Annotated in this window: 13 protein-coding genes; 7 read left to right on the forward strand and 6 right to left on the reverse strand. The window is 58.9% G+C overall.

The features are described 5' to 3' along the window. Window positions 1-285: 285 nt before the first annotated feature. Window positions 286-996, forward strand: a complete 711-nt coding sequence (locus tag BBJ41_RS09400) for a GIY-YIG nuclease family protein (RefSeq protein ID WP_069746277.1) — start codon at window positions 286-288, stop codon at window positions 994-996. 43 nt (window positions 997-1,039) lie between these two features. Here the strand turns inward: BBJ41_RS09400 and BBJ41_RS09405 are convergent, their stop codons facing one another. From BBJ41_RS09405 to BBJ41_RS09425, 5 genes are all read right to left on the reverse strand, one after another. Beyond that, window positions 1,040-1,384: a hypothetical protein gene (locus BBJ41_RS09405; protein WP_069746278.1), complete on the reverse strand. Its 345-nt coding sequence runs from the start codon at window positions 1,382-1,384 to the stop codon at window positions 1,040-1,042. A gap of 3 nt (window positions 1,385-1,387) precedes the next feature. Beyond that, on the reverse strand, window positions 1,388-1,624 hold the full coding sequence (locus BBJ41_RS09410) for a hypothetical protein (protein WP_156814757.1): 237 nt from the start codon (window positions 1,622-1,624) through the stop codon (window positions 1,388-1,390). Window positions 1,625-1,737: 113 nt separating this feature from the next. Next, complete coding sequence (locus BBJ41_RS09415; protein WP_069746280.1) at window positions 1,738-2,553, reverse strand: hypothetical protein; 816 nt, start codon at window positions 2,551-2,553, stop codon at window positions 1,738-1,740. Further along, window positions 2,553-3,092, reverse strand: a complete 540-nt coding sequence (locus BBJ41_RS09420; RefSeq protein WP_069746281.1) for a PAAR domain-containing protein — start codon at window positions 3,090-3,092, stop codon at window positions 2,553-2,555. Before BBJ41_RS09420 ends, BBJ41_RS09415 begins: the two co-directional genes overlap by 1 nt. Window positions 3,093-3,197: 105 nt before the next feature. Further along, window positions 3,198-3,683: a hypothetical protein gene (locus BBJ41_RS09425; protein ID WP_236872009.1), complete on the reverse strand. Its 486-nt coding sequence runs from the start codon at window positions 3,681-3,683 to the stop codon at window positions 3,198-3,200. Window positions 3,684-4,567: 884 nt separating this feature from the next. Here BBJ41_RS09425 and BBJ41_RS41510 point away from each other — a divergent pair. The 5 genes from BBJ41_RS41510 to BBJ41_RS09445 all read left to right on the forward strand — a co-directional run bounded on the left by BBJ41_RS41510 (window position 4,568) and on the right by BBJ41_RS09445 (window position 13,242). Then, window positions 4,568-6,433, forward strand: coding sequence for a site-specific integrase (locus BBJ41_RS41510; RefSeq protein WP_236872010.1), 1,866 nt, complete (start codon window positions 4,568-4,570; stop codon window positions 6,431-6,433). Between the two features lie 322 nt (window positions 6,434-6,755). Continuing rightward, the gene (locus BBJ41_RS09435) at window positions 6,756-8,597 is read left to right on the forward strand and encodes a type I restriction-modification system subunit M (RefSeq protein ID WP_069746282.1); all 1,842 of its coding nucleotides are present in this window, start codon (window positions 6,756-6,758) and stop codon (window positions 8,595-8,597) included. Next, the gene (locus tag BBJ41_RS38780; RefSeq protein WP_083281838.1) at window positions 8,594-9,919 is read left to right on the forward strand and encodes a restriction endonuclease subunit S; all 1,326 of its coding nucleotides are present in this window, start codon (window positions 8,594-8,596) and stop codon (window positions 9,917-9,919) included. The genes BBJ41_RS09435 and BBJ41_RS38780 overlap by 4 nt, the downstream gene beginning before the upstream one ends. Next, window positions 9,916-10,074: a hypothetical protein gene (locus BBJ41_RS40280; RefSeq protein WP_156814758.1), complete on the forward strand. Its 159-nt coding sequence runs from the start codon at window positions 9,916-9,918 to the stop codon at window positions 10,072-10,074. Before BBJ41_RS38780 ends, BBJ41_RS40280 begins: the two co-directional genes overlap by 4 nt. Before the next feature lie 51 nt (window positions 10,075-10,125). Beyond that, the gene (locus tag BBJ41_RS09445) at window positions 10,126-13,242 is read left to right on the forward strand and encodes a type I restriction endonuclease subunit R (protein ID WP_069746284.1); all 3,117 of its coding nucleotides are present in this window, start codon (window positions 10,126-10,128) and stop codon (window positions 13,240-13,242) included. 67 nt (window positions 13,243-13,309) lie between these two features. Here BBJ41_RS09445 and BBJ41_RS42085 read toward each other — a convergent pair whose 3' ends face one another. Further along, a complete protein-coding gene (locus tag BBJ41_RS42085) occupies window positions 13,310-13,651 on the reverse strand; it encodes a helix-turn-helix transcriptional regulator (RefSeq protein ID WP_156814759.1) in 342 nt (113 codons plus the stop codon). A 442-nt stretch (window positions 13,652-14,093) separates the two neighbouring features. Between BBJ41_RS42085 and BBJ41_RS09450 the strand changes: the two genes are divergently transcribed. Continuing rightward, a complete protein-coding gene (locus BBJ41_RS09450; RefSeq protein WP_069746285.1) occupies window positions 14,094-15,386 on the forward strand; it encodes an HlyC/CorC family transporter in 1,293 nt (430 codons plus the stop codon). Window positions 15,387-15,457 lie beyond the last annotated feature (71 nt).

Below are 15,457 nucleotides of genomic sequence, written 5' to 3' on the forward strand. Positions count from 1 at the left end.
TGATTGGGGAACGGGGATACGGGCGGGGCGCCACCAAAAAGATTGAGTACGGCGCGTGACGCCCTGCGGACGATACTGAGCTGCGCTCTACCAAGTCAGCTTCACGACGCAGGAGAGTTCGGAGTCCGTCGATGCTCCGAAGCTGTATGTCGAGCGGCCCCCGCACTTCGCTGCGTAAATCGCGGCATCGGGGGCATCCAGCAGTTCGTCATTCGCTCGCGCCGGCCCGCCAACGACTGCTACACTCGTTTCGCCGCTCATGGGGAAGCAGGTGTCGGAGGCGCTGTGGAAGGCTACGTGTACGTCATCTCGAACAAGAGCATGCCCGGCCTGATGAAGGTCGGCTTGACGACGCGCTCGCCCGAAAAGCGAGCCGTCGAACTGAGCGGAACGGGCTCGGCCTATCCAGCGACAGTTGAATACTCGGTGCGCGTGCCCGACGCGGCCGCGGTCGAGCGCGATGCGCACCGGCGGCTGGCGGATTGCCGGGTCAATCGCGACCGGGAATGGTTTCAGTGCACGCGCGAGCGTGCAGTGAATGCGGTTAAGGCGTCGACCGGCAAGGTCGCGAAAGAGGAGAAAGACCGAGAGGTCGACGAGCGCAACCGGAAGCTTGCCGCCGAAAAGGTCGCGCAGGATGCCGCCCTCCGCCGGAAGCAGGAAGATGAGGCGCGCGCTGCAGCTGCCGCGCGAGAAGCCGCCGTCAAGGAAATTAACGCGCGGTACTATTCGCAGTTCGAATCCCTTGAGAAGGTGCCCCATTTCGCGGTGTTCTGGGTGATAGGCGGCGTAATCCTGGCGGTCCTGTTCAGCGTTTTTTCGTCGCGTGACCTGACTTTCGGCGGGTTTGTCGTCTTTCTTCTGATTGGCTTCATTCCCGGCTTACTTCTTCACGAATGGGCGACTAACCAGAAACGAAAATCTCCGCCCTACACCGACATGGTGAAAAAGCGGGACGCCGAGTACGAGGCCGTGAACCGGAAATACCCGCAGTAAGCGCTACAACAGCCGAATTCATCGCTAAGTAGTATCAGCACCTTCAATACGGCCGAACACCGATGCGAGGGTTCAGGCAGGCGTAGATGAAAGTACAGGCAATGAACACGAGCAGAAAGCCGGCTACCACCTTACTCACTTGACCAGCCCGCTGCGTTTTGGTGAACAGAATGCTCCCGATGAGCAGCAACGCAATACCCGTGAAAAAATCAGTCGCCAAACCGCTGGCGGTCTGACCATCCACAAAGCTGAGGTAATCGTAGCTCAATAAGCGATGGAGTTGGTCCACGCTCCTGAGGGAGAGCAGCGCACCAACGCAGAAGACCGTGCCCACAAGGCAGAGGATAGATGCCGCTGTCGCCAGCGCGATTTGCGTCCGCTTCTTCATGGGTTAGCCGACCGTATAGAAAGCTTGAGTTTGCGCATAGAGCAGGATGAAGAGCAATGCAACGGACCACCCGAGCACAAATGCGAAGCCCTTGCCGTCGCGCGCGCCGCGGAACACCAATCCACTCGCTGCCAAGCTGATGGCCGCCAACACCAAGACATAAAAACGGCTCGCCAGCAGTTCCGCGTCGGGTATCGCGCGGTCCAGTCGGTTAGCCCAATGATAGGTGATTGGCTTCAATGCGAGGCCCCCTCCTATTACGGAAGGCTTAAAGAGCAATCCGATGGAGGGGGTACCAGCTGCGACGTAGCACAGTATGAGCGCCGCAAGCACCGCGATGGTAAGTCTCAGTTTCATAGGTTGTTGAACTCGGCGAAGTTCCAGCGCACGTGCTTGTTCATGCCTCTCCAGACATCGGCGTCCCAGTCTCGATAGTCGCCGTAGAGACGCTGATACATCCACTTGCCATTGCGCTGCTCGTACACGGCATTCTGAACAGGGGAGCCCAGGTAGTTCGAGCTTTCCCGGTTGCCAGTATTCGTCGCGCGAATCCAGGGACCGAGTTCCAGATAGCTTGTCCACTTTCGGCGAGGTGTCTCGCCCGGTCCAGGGAAGTTGCCCTGCATGATTTCTACCCGCCCTGGCCCCACCCCGGTTACGACCTGGATATGCCCGCCGTTAAACTCGACGAAGAGGTCGCCCGGCAACAGGTTGCTGTCAGCTACGGGAAGCGAGTTTTTCAGCACGTCGGGCGCCCCGCTGGCATAAGCAACATCAAGAGCAAATCCAGCCGGTGTCGGCGGAGCCGTCTTGTTTCCGGACTGATAGTCCATGTCGATGTTTTTAAAGACCGCGGAGCCGGTCTTGATTTTCAAGGGCAACTTGTTGCGGGAGGCAAACTCAATGAGAATTTCGAAGGCGAAATCCTCACAGGTAAATCGGTTCGTGTCATTTCCACCGGTAGGTGACCCATCGATGGGTTCGCTCTCCAGCTTCGACATATCGACCTTTCGAGCCTGTATTTCCTTGGCCAGTGCGGGTACTGCAGCATGGTATTGAGCTATCCACTCGGCATTCCATTCGTGCCGGTGAATCCAGTAGATTTTGTGTTGAACCGTGACGGCCTTACGTTCGTCCTTGGGGGTCATCAGCGCGTTGGCCAGTTGCATTACTCACCCCCTCCCGCCAAGTGAAGAAAGAACTGGACATCATGCGCCTGGTCAGCCGAGATGAGTTCGGTTTTCCCGTTCGCTGATGTAATGCCTCGCACGGTTTTTCCATCCGCGCTCTTGAGCATATAAGGCAACCCTTCCACTGGTTCCCCATCGCTGTTGATAATCCGAAAGTGTTGGTCGTGCGTCTTGAACGCGTGCTCAATCAGCTCGCCGCTTGGCGCAAAACCGAGGTCGGCCAAATGATTGCTCTCGAAGGTCATGTACATGTCGGTTTGAGAGGCAATCATCACCGGGGGCGGGTCGCATTTACAGGCGCAGATGTCACCTTCCAGCGCTGGCTCCTTACCCATCATTGAACCCGGCCAGCGTGGCCCCGTTGGGACAATACGGCCGACGGATTTGCAGGCCGGACAAGTCACCTGCGCACCGAGAAAGGTCGGTTCGGTGCCGTGATGGGTCGTCATAGGCACCCCTTCAATCACCGTTCCGTTGGCAGACGACTTGTCGCCCACCATCAAGTAGCTGCGCCTCATGCTGGTGATACCTTCAAAAACGTTGAACAGGCTAGTGGTCGTAGAACCATCCTGGCTTCCCGCAAATCCGTTCTTGCCGGGAAACCAACAACTTCAGTCGTCGAGTCAAAGCTTCGCCAGTGGCGCGGGGGATACAAAATGCCACTGCTCGAACTCAGCGTCGTAGAGCGCCATCTGGTTGTACTCGCTCTCCGCCGGCGCGAGGCCGCCCATCTTTTGCACGGCCGCAGTAACGGCTCTGTTGCGGCGCGTTTCAGGCCAGCCCATCATCGTGTTGAACGTCTCACGGTACGCAAACAGGCCGGCGCTCATATATAGCTCGTCGAGAACTGCCAGGGTGCCCCGTTCAAGTCTGAACGCGATGTGATGAGCGTGCTCGGGTGGAACCTGCATCTCGTGATGCGAAGCGCAGGAGACGGGCTTGCCGTTGCGCCGGGCAATCAACTGGCCGTTCCGCGCCGGCCAGCCCAGGTGCACGTCGAGCGCAAGACGACCGTTGTTGTCGTCAATGAATGTCGTCGGAATGAATCCGCTAGCGGGAATTGCGTAGTAGCGCTTGCCTTGCTTCGAGGCGAAGATTGCGTCGAGCATGGCATCCACCGGCGAGAGGTATGCGCAGATTGCGTCGCCCCCATCGTGCCGTTCGCACAACACGTTGACCCAATTCGGATTGTCCGGGCGAGGCTCATAGTTCGCCACCAGATACAGGGATGGCTCAGGGAAAAATACCTGCCCGGGCGAAAAATCGCTTTGTGCTGTTCGTGTTATCAAGACGTCTCTCTACGTCATTATCGCCACGCGAATTATTAGGTCAGAAGAATGTGTTTGTCCATCGGGCGACTGCATGTGGCGGCTGCTTAGCCAGCGAATTGACACATTTTCACGATGGCGCCGTACCGACGAGTACGCGCCGTCCCGGAAGCGCAACGCCATCCCTCAACCGCGCCACACGGGAGCGTTCAGAGCAATGTCGAGCGTCGCTTCGACCGTCCCCCAGGACGGTCAGCACCCGGACGGCGACGGAGGCCTATCGGCCGGAGTCGCAGGCCGGCGCCCACGCCGGACTGTGCCCTTTGGGGGGAGCCACGAACGGGGCACTCCGGCAGGTGTGAGGCGCCCCCAGGTGCCAATTACTGGGCCGAGCGTCCAGCCAGTCGAGCCCTGTTCCCTCTCCTGCAGGTGCGGCAGCGCCGTAGCCCCCACGTTTCTGGTTCATTTCCCCGTCGCCTGAGAAATTTCAGCGGCCATGCCCCACGCACCGAGCTATACGGTTCGCGACGCAGATTTCTGCACGCCCTCTTTTTCGCCTGAGTATTACCTGCAATTGCGCCGCCCTCCAACCAAAAGGGAGGAGCGCCATGACCGCACAAAGACTCGACAAATCATCGAGTTATAAGATTTGCAGGTATTTCACTCCATCGTCTTTAACAGCATCGCAGACGAGCAGCGTGAGTGGGCGGGCGCTTGGGAGCCGTATGGCCTTGCCCCTTACCTACCGCATCATGCTGGACGACCACGCCCGCAAGGTGCAGCTTGAGAATCTCAACCAGCAAACTGCCGCGAACCGCGTCTCCGCGCTGCGCGCCTTCCTCCGAGCCAATTGCCTGACCGAAGACGATGTTGTTGGCGACGAGATGCGCATGCGCTATCCCGAGTCTATCGAGCGCTTTGTCGCCGCCTTGCAGGCGGTCGGACGCTCTGCCAGAAACATTACGAACACCCGGTCCGCGCTTCGGCCCTGGAAGGAGTTCGTTATTGAGCATGACACTCGCGTGGCCATCGACCAGGGCGATGGCACTCCCTTTATGCAGGCACTCAAGAGCGTTCTGGACGACCAGTCCGTCGCCCGCGTCGCGAGAGATGCTGCGGTGCCGAAGGGTATGCTCTGGGGATGGCTTCGCGGCAAGACGCCCCGCGCCAGCAATGCACGATATCTCCTTCGCCTTGAAACTTATTTCGGGCTGGAGCGCAATAGCCTGCTCAACCTCTCTGGTATGAAGGTCTCCGGCCACAAGGTTGCTGTCGGCGGCCCACCCACGCCAATCCCGTACAACGAAATGGTCGGAAAGCTCACCAAGGTCGCGTTCCGCTACAAGCCCGCCGAGGAGTCGCCGTTACGCGGGCAATGGATGGAATACCTGCGCTACAAGACGGCGGCTGTACCGCTGTACAGGCGTACTGAACGCGGTCAATGGAGATTTTCACCGTGCCCGCTGACCCCTGAAACCGCTGCCAACTGGTGGGCCTTCTACAAGGGGCAGGAGGTCGCGTCGGCCAGAATCGCGTGGATGAAAACGTCGGCGTACTTCGGCTGGCTGACCATGCCTTCCCGCCAGGGAGGCATTGGGCTCGCCGAGGAAGCTATCCAGACCCTTGCTTGGCTTGCCGTGCCGGACTACCTTGAGGCGTTCCTCGACTGGACTCGGTCGCGCATTGGAAAACGCAATCAAAGCGTTAATCAGTTTCTCGCGTTCGTTGCATCGCTCGTGCGGCCGCGGTTTGGCTACCTGCGGCAACGCCCCGAGTTCCGGTCCACCCTGCCAAGCACGTATCAAGACCTCGATTGGGAGGTGATGTGCGAACGCCAGTTCGAGTTGACCCAGCAACTTGTCTCAGGCTATCGGCACGAAATCGAAGTGTCACGGGACTCCTTCGAACCCATCCGACACTTCATTGAATTGCCCCAACCGATGGACGCGGTCGTTGACATGATTCAGCGCATGCGGGGGGACCGTCCCATTGCCCTACCACGAAGGGAAGCCGTGTGGGCTCGCGACATGATGCTCATCAAGATTCTGGCCAGCAATCCGCTCCGACGGCGCAATCTGGCTCACTTGACATGGCGTGCCGACAATACGGGTGAGCTGTATCAGCGCCTGGATAAATCGTGGTGGATTCGGATACAGAAAACCAAGTTCAAGAATCGCCGCGGCGCTGCGGGTGAACACAACTACGACTGCATGGTGCAGCCAAGCTGCTGGCGGGACATTGAACGATATCTGTTCATTTGCCGTCCGACGCTGCTGCGAGCGCCAACCGACCTGGTCTTCCTGACCCAAAAACGGGGCGAGAATGGGCATGTGCCGTGGGCCGACTTGAGCAAGCGCGTCTACGAGCTTACCGGCAAGTACCTTCCTCGGTGCGCCGGCATTAGCGCTCACGCATTCCGACACTTGGTCGCGACGTCAATCCTGAAGGCAGACGGCGGTGACTACAAAACTGCGGCATTGGTACTGAACGACCGGACCCAAACCGTTGAGAAGCACTATGCCGGGCTTCGCAGCAACGATGGCGCGGAACGGATGGGCACACTGCTCAAGAGTCAGTTCAATCGCATGTAGCACGGCGAGATGCTGGACTTCTTCGAATATCGGTTCTGGGATGAAGATACCTCAACCGCGCCTCATGTTGTGCGGCGCAAACGCCGTCATCCCGTTGCAGCGTCAACGATGACGGCGAGCCCCTGCGGAGCAACCGAGGCCCCCTACGCAACCCAGTCCCGCCATGCACGCCCTGGACCATAGACCGGTGTCGAATCACAGTATGGGTGTCCATTGTAAAATCGGCCCCCTCCCCGCCGACACTGGAATAGCCCCCCAGTAGGGGCCTATCTTTCGCGCATGGCCGCCCGAACACAAATCAGCAAGCATAGGCTTCAGCAGAATGAACCACCAGGCACTATCGTCCTTCATCTGGTCCGTTGCCGACCTGTTACGCGGCGATTACAAGCAATCCGAGTACGGTCGCGTAATTCTGCCGTTCACGGTACTACGACGCCTCGATTGCGTACTGGAATCCACCAAATCGGCGGTACTCGCCGAGTTCGACGCAAAATCGAAAAAGGGAATCAACCCCGAACCATTTCTACTGCGCATAGTCGGAGACGCCAAGTTCTATAACACTTCGCCGCTCGACCTGGTCAAATTGCTGGGCGACCAGGACCATATCCGGCAGAACCTCTACGCCTACATGCGAGCATTCTCGCCCGCAGCGCGCGACATCTTCGAACGCTTCGACTTTTACACTCAAATCGAACGTCTCGCCAAGGCCAACCTGCTCTACCTGGTCACCGAAAAGTTCACCAATATCGACTTGCACCCGGCAGCGGTGGACAACACCCAGATGGGGCTCGTTTTCGAAGAACTGATTCGAAAGTTTGCCGAAATCTCGAACGAGACCGCCGGGGAACACTTCACCCCGCGCGAGGTTATTCGGTTAATGGTGAACCTGCTGTTCATTGAAGACGACGATGTGCTCACACCCGGGAACGCTGTGGTCCGGGCTATCTACGACCCCACCGCTGGTACGGGCGGCATGCTGTCGGTGGCAAGTGAATTTCTGCTGGAGCATAACCCTGCCGCACGTTTGAGAATGTTTGGACAGGAACTCAACGATGAGTCGTATGCCATTTGCAAGGCAGACATGCTCATCAAGGGCCAAAACGTCGAGAACATTGTCGCCGGCAACACGCTATCCGACGACGGTCATACCGGACGCAAGTTTGACTACATGCTATCCAATCCGCCGTTTGGCGTCGAATGGAAGAAGGTCGAAAAAACTGTGCGGACCGAGTATGAGCAGAAGGGATTCGATGGTCGTTTCGGCCCCGGCCTGCCCCGTGTGTCAGATGGCTCGATGCTTTTCCTTCTCCACCTCATCAGCAAGATGCGCCCAGCACAGGAAGGTGGAAGCCGCTTTGGCATTGTGCTGAACGGCTCGCCGCTTTTTACGGGCGGCGCCGGCAGCGGGGAGAGCGAAATTCGGCGCTATGTGTTGGAGAACGACTTGGTTGAGGCCATCGTAGGCCTGCCGACCGACATGTTCTATAACACAGGCATCGCAACGTACGTATGGATTCTTTCTAACAAGAAGCCCGCTGCGCGCAAGGGTTTTGTCCAACTTATCGATGCGTCGAGTTTCTGGCAGAAGATGCGGAAGAGTCTGGGCAACAAGCGTAGAGAAATGTCGGACGAACATATTGACACGGTCACGCGCCTTTTCGGCACCTTCGTCGAGGCAGAGCTCACGACGGTGTTTGACGCGGAGGGCGCGGAGGTAGGACGCTGGGTGGTGCCTGCGGGCACAAGGGCACCAAACGTGTCGGCTGATGGCACGGTGAAATCAGTGCCGATTTCACGAATTTTTAGGAACGAGGACTTCGGCTACACGACGATTACCGTGGAGCGCCCGATGCGCGACGAGCAAGGCCGGCTATTGTTGGGCCTGAAGGGAAAGCAAAAAGGCAAGCCGCAGGCAGATAGCACCCTACGCGATACAGAAAACGTGCCACTCTCTGAGGACATCGAGGCCTATTTCAAGCGTGAAGTCCTCCACCACACGCCGGACGCATGGATAGACCACGCGAAGAGCAAGGTCGGCTACGAGATTCCGTTCAACCGGTACTTCTACGTGTTCGAGCCGCCCCGCGACCTACACGAGATAGACGGCGAACTGAAAGCCGTTTCGGCCAATATCGTGAGGATGCTCCAGGAGCTAGCGGAATGAGTTTACCGAAATACGCGCAATACAAGGACAGCGGCGAACCGTTGCTCGGCGACTTGCCAGCACATTGGTCTGCAACGTCTATTAAACGCTGCTTCACCATTTACGGTGGTTCGACGCCGAAATCCGATGAGGCAGCGTACTGGGATGGAGAGATAGTTTGGGTAAGCCCCGCTGACCTAAGCAAGCTCTCCTCCATTTATATCGACGATTCCGCTCGCAAAATAAGCCGAGCGGGGCTTGAATCCTGCGGAACAATTTTAGTGCCCGAGGGAAGCATTGTTCTATCGACCCGTGCGCCCATCGGGTCACTGGCCATCGCAAAGACAGAGCTGTGCACGAACCAAGGCTGTAAATCGCTTGTACCAAGGTCCGGAGCTAACGAAGCTTTCTATGCCTACTACCTCCTAGCGTCCACCGAGGCACTCAATCTCAGGGGCAAGGGGACTACATTCCTTGAATTATCAGCAGACGAGCTGGGCGCATTTAAAGCCCCTCGCCCGCCATTTGATGAACAATCAGCCATCGTCGCATTTCTCGACCGAGAAACCAAAAAAATCGACAGACTAATTGCTGAACAAGAAAAACTTCTCGCCCTGCTGGCAGAGAAGCGCCAGGCGACCATCGCGCACGCTGTTACCCGTGGCCTCAACCCTAATTCGCCGCTGAAGGACTCCGGAGTGGCATGGTTGGGCACGGTGCCAGCGCATTGGGAAATAGTACGTTTGGGTCAAATCTTCAGAGAGTCGGGAGAGTCAGGCGATGAATCTTTACCCATATTGAGCGTATCGATTCATAACGGTGTTTCGAACAAGGAACTGGATGACGATGAACTGGACCGCAAGGTAACTCGAAGCGAGGACCGCTCAAAGTACAAAAAGGTCATGCCACTAGACTTGGTCTATAACATGATGCGAGCATGGCAAGGCGGCTTCGGCACTGTGCAAACGTCCGGAATGGTCAGTCCAGCATATGTCGTTGCGCACCCGATAAATAGCAACTTCAAAACTGATTTTATTGAGCAACTCCTACGAACTCCCCAAGGTATTCAAGAAGTAAAGCGATACTCTCGTGGAATTACAGATTTCCGGTTGCGACTTTATTGGGATGAATTTAAGAACATAAAAATTGCGCTACCCCCGTTGCGCGAGCAGCAAGAAATCATGGCCTCATTTGGCGAAGTAGCCGCGCACATCGACGGTCTCGTCGAGCAGGCCGCGCATGCTATCGACCTCCTAAGGGAGCGCCGCAGTGCCCTGATTACCGCCGCCGTCACCGGGAAAATCGACGTGCGCGACGCAGTGCCGCAGGAACTGGCCGCATGACCGACATCCAACTGTCCCGCCTGTCGAGCGACACCACGCGTGAGCTATCGAGCGAGGCCGCGAAGCTGGAAAAGCAATTGCAGGCGCTAATCGACGGGAACGTGCCGACCTTCCTCGGCATCCGCTTTGTCGCCAGTGGGTATGCGACCGGCTAGACCCACACTTCTTCGTCAAAGAACAACTATCAAGAACTTCCGGGGTCATCGATGAGCAACCTGCACCAGGAACATCACTTCGAAGCCGAAATCTGCCGGTCCCTCGCAGCCAAAGGTTGGCACTATGCCGAAGGCGATGCGGCGCACTACGACCGTGCAACCGCGCTTTACCTTCCGGACCTGGAGACATGGATTGAGACGACTCAGTCCGACACCTGGCAGCGCCTCACTAGGACCCACGGCCCTGGACTCAAACAACGTCTAGCTGAACGTGTCCGCAAGAGCCTGAACGAGCGCGGTACCCTAGATGTGTTGAGGCGTGGGGTTGAGATGCTGGGGCTCAAGGAGCCCCTGTCGCTGGTGCAGTTCAAGCCGGCACTGGCCATCAATCCCGTCATCCAGCAGCACTACGCGGCCAACCGCCTGCGCGTGGTACGTCAGGTGCGGCATTCAGCCAACTATCCCCAGGACGCACTGGACTTGGTGCTGTTCGTGAACGGCATTCCGGTAGCGACCGCCGAGTTGAAATCGAACTTCACGCAAGGCGTGCAGGACGCTGTCGACCAGTACCGCTTTGACCGTCATCCACATCCGAAGGGCGGTCAAGAGGAACCGCTGCTCGCCTTCCCCGGTGGGGCCCTCGTCCATTTTGCGGTGAGCCAAACCGAAGTCATGATGGCGACACGGCTTGCCGGCCCGGCCACCCACTTCTTGCCGTTCAACCGTGGCAACAACGGGGCAGCGGGCAACGCACACAATCCGGTCGGCTTCGCAACGGCTTATCTGTGGGACGAAGTGTGGGCCCCCCAGAGCTGGCTCGATATCCTACACCGCTACCTGATTGGCAAGCGCGATGAGAAGAAGCTGCTTAAATCCGTCATCTTTCCTCGCCATCACCAGCTCGAGGCAACCCGAAAGCTGGTAGACGACGTGCTAGCACGGGGCCCTGGCCAGAGGTATCTGATTCAGCACTCGGCCGGGTCGGGCAAGACCAATTCGATTGCGTGGACCGCGCACTTCCTCGCGGACCTGCACGATGCAGACAATCGCAAGCTGTTCGATAGCGTGCTGGTTGTGTCCGACCGGACCGTGCTCGATGCGCAGCTGCAGGAGGCCATTTTTGACTTCGAGCGCACGACTGGCGTCGTGGCGTCCATCACCAACGAGAGCGGTAGCAAGAGCAGCCAACTCGGTCAGGCGCTCAAGGATGGCAAGAAAATCATCGTCTGCACCATTCAGACCTTCCCCGCCGCTATGCGAGCGGCCCAGGAGCTGGCGGCGACCGAGGGCAAGCGCTTCGCGGTCATCGCCGACGAGGCCCACAGCTCGCAGACAGGCGAGGCGGCGGCCAAGCTGAAGCAATTCCTGTCAGCCGAAGAGTGGGCGGACCTGCAGGACGGCGGCGAAATCGACCAGCTGACGCTGCTTGGTGCCCAGATGGAAGCGCGTGCCGGAAGCAACGGGCTCACCTATGTGGCCTTCACCGCCACGCCCAAGCAGAAGACGCTGGAGTTGTTCGGCCGGCTGGACCCCGACGGATTGCCTCAACCCTTCCACGTGTATTCGATGCGCCAGGCCATCGAGGAGGGCTTCATTCTCGACGTGCTGAAGAACTACACGACCTACAAGCTCGCGTTCCGACTGGCGCACGAAGGCCAAGAGTACGACGAAAAGCAAGTCGAACGCAGTTCGGCGATGAAGGGCATTATGCAGTGGGTCCGACTGCATCCGTACAACATCGCGCAGAAGGTCCAAATCGTCGTCGAGCACTACCGCGACAACGTGCAGCCATTGCTCGACGGCAAGGCTAAAGCAATGGTGGTCGTCGCGAGCCGCAAAGAGGCCGTGCGCTGGCAGATGGCCATTCGCGCCTATATCGAAAAGCGCGGCTATTCGCTCGGCGTTCTCGTCGCGTTCTCCGGTGAAATCGACGACCCCGACAGCTTTCCGGCGCCCGTAAGCGAGACCAGCAAAGAGTTGAATCCCGGGCTCAAGGGGCGCGACATCCGCGACGCCTTTGCGGAGCCCGACTATCATCTGCTGCTTGTGGCCAACAAGTTCCAGACGGGGTTCGACCAGCCGCTGCTGTGCGGAATGTATGTCGACAAGATGCTCGGCGGCATCCAGACCGTGCAGACGCTATCGCGCCTGAATCGTGCTCACCCCGGCAAGGACACAACCTACATCCTCGACTTCGTCAACGATGCGGGCGACGTCCTGAAAGCGTTCAAGACCTATTACGAGACCGCCCAACTGGAGGCCACCACCGACCCGCATCACGTCTACGACCTGCGCGCCAAGCTCGATGCCGCAGGCTACTACGACGACTTCGAGGTTGACCGGGTCACCAGAGTAGAACTGGACCCGAAGGGCACTCAGGCCCAGTTGCAGGCCGCCATCGCGCCCGTGGCCGACCGATTGCTCAAGCGCTACAAGACGGCGCAGCAGGATAAAGTCGCCGCCGAAGGAGAGCACGACGAGAAGGTTGTCCAGGCTGCCAAGGACACGCTTGAAGCACTCGTGCTGTTCAAGAACGACATGGGCGCATTCGTGCGACTCTACGCCTTCCTGTCGCAGATTTTCGATTACGGCAATACCGACATCGAGAAGCGCTTCCTATTCTATAAACGGCTCATTCCGCTGCTTGAGTTCGGCCGCGAGCGCGACACCGTCGACCTTTCAAAGGTCACGCTGACGCACCATAGCCTGAGAAACACCGGTCGCCAGCCATTGCATCTCGGTCACGGCGAGCCTCCCAAGCTGCCACCGATGGACGCCGTCGGAAGCGGCGCGGTTCAGGACAAGGAAAAGGCGTTCCTCGATGAAATCATTCAGAAGGTCAACGGGCTTTTTGATGGCGAGCTGACCGACGATGACCAGCTCGTGTACGTAAACGGAGTGCTCAAGGGCAAACTGCTGGAGAACGAGCTACTCGTCCAGCAGGCCGCGAGCAACAGCAAAGAGCAGTTCGCCAACTCCCCCGACCTTACGGATGCACTAATGCACGCCATCATCGACGCGTTCGACGCGCATACCACCATGAGCAAGCAGGCGCTCGATTCGGCGCGCGTGCGCGACGGTCTGAAGGATATTTTGCTGGGGCCTGCGCAGCTTTACGAGGCTCTGCGAGCTCGCTCGGACGTGTCGCCAAGACGACGAGGAACCTAAGTGCTATGAGACGGCGGTCCGACCGTGGAGTCAGCCTCCCTCGCGCATTCACCGGGTGGCCCCCTCGTCAAGGCGTTGTCCGCAGCCTCGCCAGTTTCTTGTTCGTACTTGCTCGCAGACTGGTCGCGACCGATTCGGACCGACTAGGGACCTGTTTTTGAGACGTCGGCGTCGGGGCGAGCGCGGAGGGGGATGTAACCACCTCCTCTTCGGCACCTGGCTCGAGCAACCGCAGTGACAGCCAACCGAAAAACACATCGGGGTGCCAGTAAACGCGATTACCCAGCTTCACCGGCGCCGGTAAGGTACCGTCGTTTATCCAGTTTTCCACGGACCGGACTGAAATGCCCAGGACGTCGGCAACTGCCTGCTTCGTAAGAGGTGTAAAGGATTCGTGATGAGAGGGCATGGCAGTACGCACCGAAGTCAAGGTTCGGCCGTATAGAACCGCCTGCCGGGCATGGCCCGAACTATTTCGCGAAATCGACGACCACCCGCGCCCGATGCTCACTACGCGCGGCGAAATCAGTGGCAAATCAGTGGCAAATCAGCCAACCTCGCCACTGCGCGCAGGTGCGCGAAACGGAGCGAAGCCAAGCGCAAGCCATTGATTTATAATGCAGTGACCGCAATCCGGAGCACCGTATCAGGCGGGGAAATCGCGTTCGGGACGTAGAGGCCGGAGGTTCGAATCCTCTCACCCCGACCAGATTTTTAAAAAACCGTGTACTCCGTACACGGTTTTTTTTTGCCTGGTCGCCGCGAGCCCATCGTGTCGCGCATGACACATCGTGGTCGCCGGCCTCTGCTATATTCCCTCCATCCCTGTCCTTCACTGCCCTTTCCGACGCGTGGACCAAATTCCCTTATGGGCGCAAATCGGCGCCGTCTTCCTGCTTCTCCTCTGTTCCAGCTTCTTTTCGATTTCCGAGACCGCGATGATGGCGCTCAACCGCCATCGGCTGAAGCATCTCGCCGGCCAGGGCGCGCTCGGTGCGAAAACCACGCAGGGCCTGCTGACGCGCACTGACCTGCTGCTCAGCGTGATCCTGATCGGCAACAACCTGTTCAACACGATCATCCCGGTCCTGACGACGTCGCTCGCGCTCCATACGTTCGGCCGCAACAACCTCGCGTTGTCGATCGCGACCGGCATCGTCGCGTTCCTGATCATCGTGTTCGCGGAAATCGCGCCGAAGATCGTCGGCGCCACCTTCCCCGAGCGCATCGCCCTGCCGGCGAGCCTCGTGATCGCGCCGCTGATGCGCGTGTTCAAGCCGGTCGTCTGGTTCGTCAACGCGCTCGCGAACGGCGTGTTGTGGGTACTGCGCATCAACACGAAGAAGGGCCGCGACCAGCGGATGTCGGCCGACGAGTTGCGCGCCATCGTGCTCGAGTCGAGCAGTTTCATGCCGACCAAGCACCGCAGCATCCTGCTCAACCTGTTCGACCTCGAGAACATCACGGTCGACGACGTGATGGTGCCGCGCCGCCAGATCGAGTCGCTCAACTTCTACGCGCCGCTCGACGACGTCCTGCACCAGCTCGAAACCTGCTATCACAACCGGCTCGTCGTCTACGAAGGCGACATCGACAAGGTGCTCGGCGTGCTGCACGTGCGCAAGACGCTCACCGCGCTGCACAACCAGGAGTTCGACCGCGAAACGCTGCGCTCGCTGCTCGCCGAGCCGTACTACGTGCCGTCGGGCACGCCGGTCGTTCAACAGCTCCAGTATTTCCAAGAGTCCCGGCAGCGTACCGCGCTCGTCGTCAACGAATACGGCGAGCTCGAAGGGCTCGTCACGCCCGAGGACATCATCGAGGAGCTGATCGGCGAATTCACGACGTCGATGCCGCGCAGCGAACGCGCGGGCGGCTGGGACGACAACGGCGAATGCATCGTCGCGGCCAGCATGCCGCTGCGCGAACTGAACCGCTGGCTGCACCTGAAGCTGCCGACCAACGGGCCGAAAACGCTGAACGGGCTGATTCTCGAAATCCTCGAGGAGATTCCGGAAGACGACGTGTGCCTGAAAATCGGCGACGTGATGCTCGAGGTGATGCGCAGCGACGACCAGGCCGTGCGCACCGTCAAGCTCTTCAAGCCGCGCGGCACGCGCGCGGCACGCACCGCCACGCACTAGCCGAACGGCTGACTGCCGGCGCCGCCCGCGACGCGCGACCATCTGCAGGTCACGGTCAACAGGCGGCCAAC

Source organism: Burkholderia stabilis (genome assembly GCF_001742165.1).
GTDB classification, from domain to species: Bacteria; Pseudomonadota; Gammaproteobacteria; order Burkholderiales; family Burkholderiaceae; genus Burkholderia; species Burkholderia stabilis.

Excerpts from the sequence above, each read along its gene's own strand:
- BBJ41_RS09405 (WP_069746278.1), bottom strand. The coding sequence starts at position 1,384 with ATGAAGAAGCGGACGCAAATCGCGCTGGCGACAGCGGCATCTATCCTC.
- BBJ41_RS09415 (WP_069746280.1), bottom strand. The coding sequence starts at position 2,553 with ATGCAACTGGCCAACGCGCTGATGACCCCCAAGGACGAACGTAAGGCC.
- BBJ41_RS09420 (WP_069746281.1), bottom strand. The coding sequence starts at position 3,092 with ATGAGGCGCAGCTACTTGATGGTGGGCGACAAGTCGTCTGCCAACGGA.
- BBJ41_RS09425 (WP_236872009.1), bottom strand. The coding sequence starts at position 3,683 with ATGCTCGACGCAATCTTCGCCTCGAAGCAAGGCAAGCGCTACTACGCA.
- BBJ41_RS41510 (WP_236872010.1), top strand. The coding sequence starts at position 4,568 with ATGGCCTTGCCCCTTACCTACCGCATCATGCTGGACGACCACGCCCGC.
- BBJ41_RS09435 (WP_069746282.1), top strand. The coding sequence starts at position 6,756 with ATGAACCACCAGGCACTATCGTCCTTCATCTGGTCCGTTGCCGACCTG.
- BBJ41_RS38780 (WP_083281838.1), top strand. The coding sequence starts at position 8,594 with ATGAGTTTACCGAAATACGCGCAATACAAGGACAGCGGCGAACCGTTG.
- BBJ41_RS40280 (WP_156814758.1), top strand. The coding sequence starts at position 9,916 with ATGACCGACATCCAACTGTCCCGCCTGTCGAGCGACACCACGCGTGAG.
- BBJ41_RS09445 (WP_069746284.1), top strand. The coding sequence starts at position 10,126 with ATGAGCAACCTGCACCAGGAACATCACTTCGAAGCCGAAATCTGCCGG.
- BBJ41_RS42085 (WP_156814759.1), bottom strand. The coding sequence starts at position 13,651 with ATGCCCTCTCATCACGAATCCTTTACACCTCTTACGAAGCAGGCAGTT.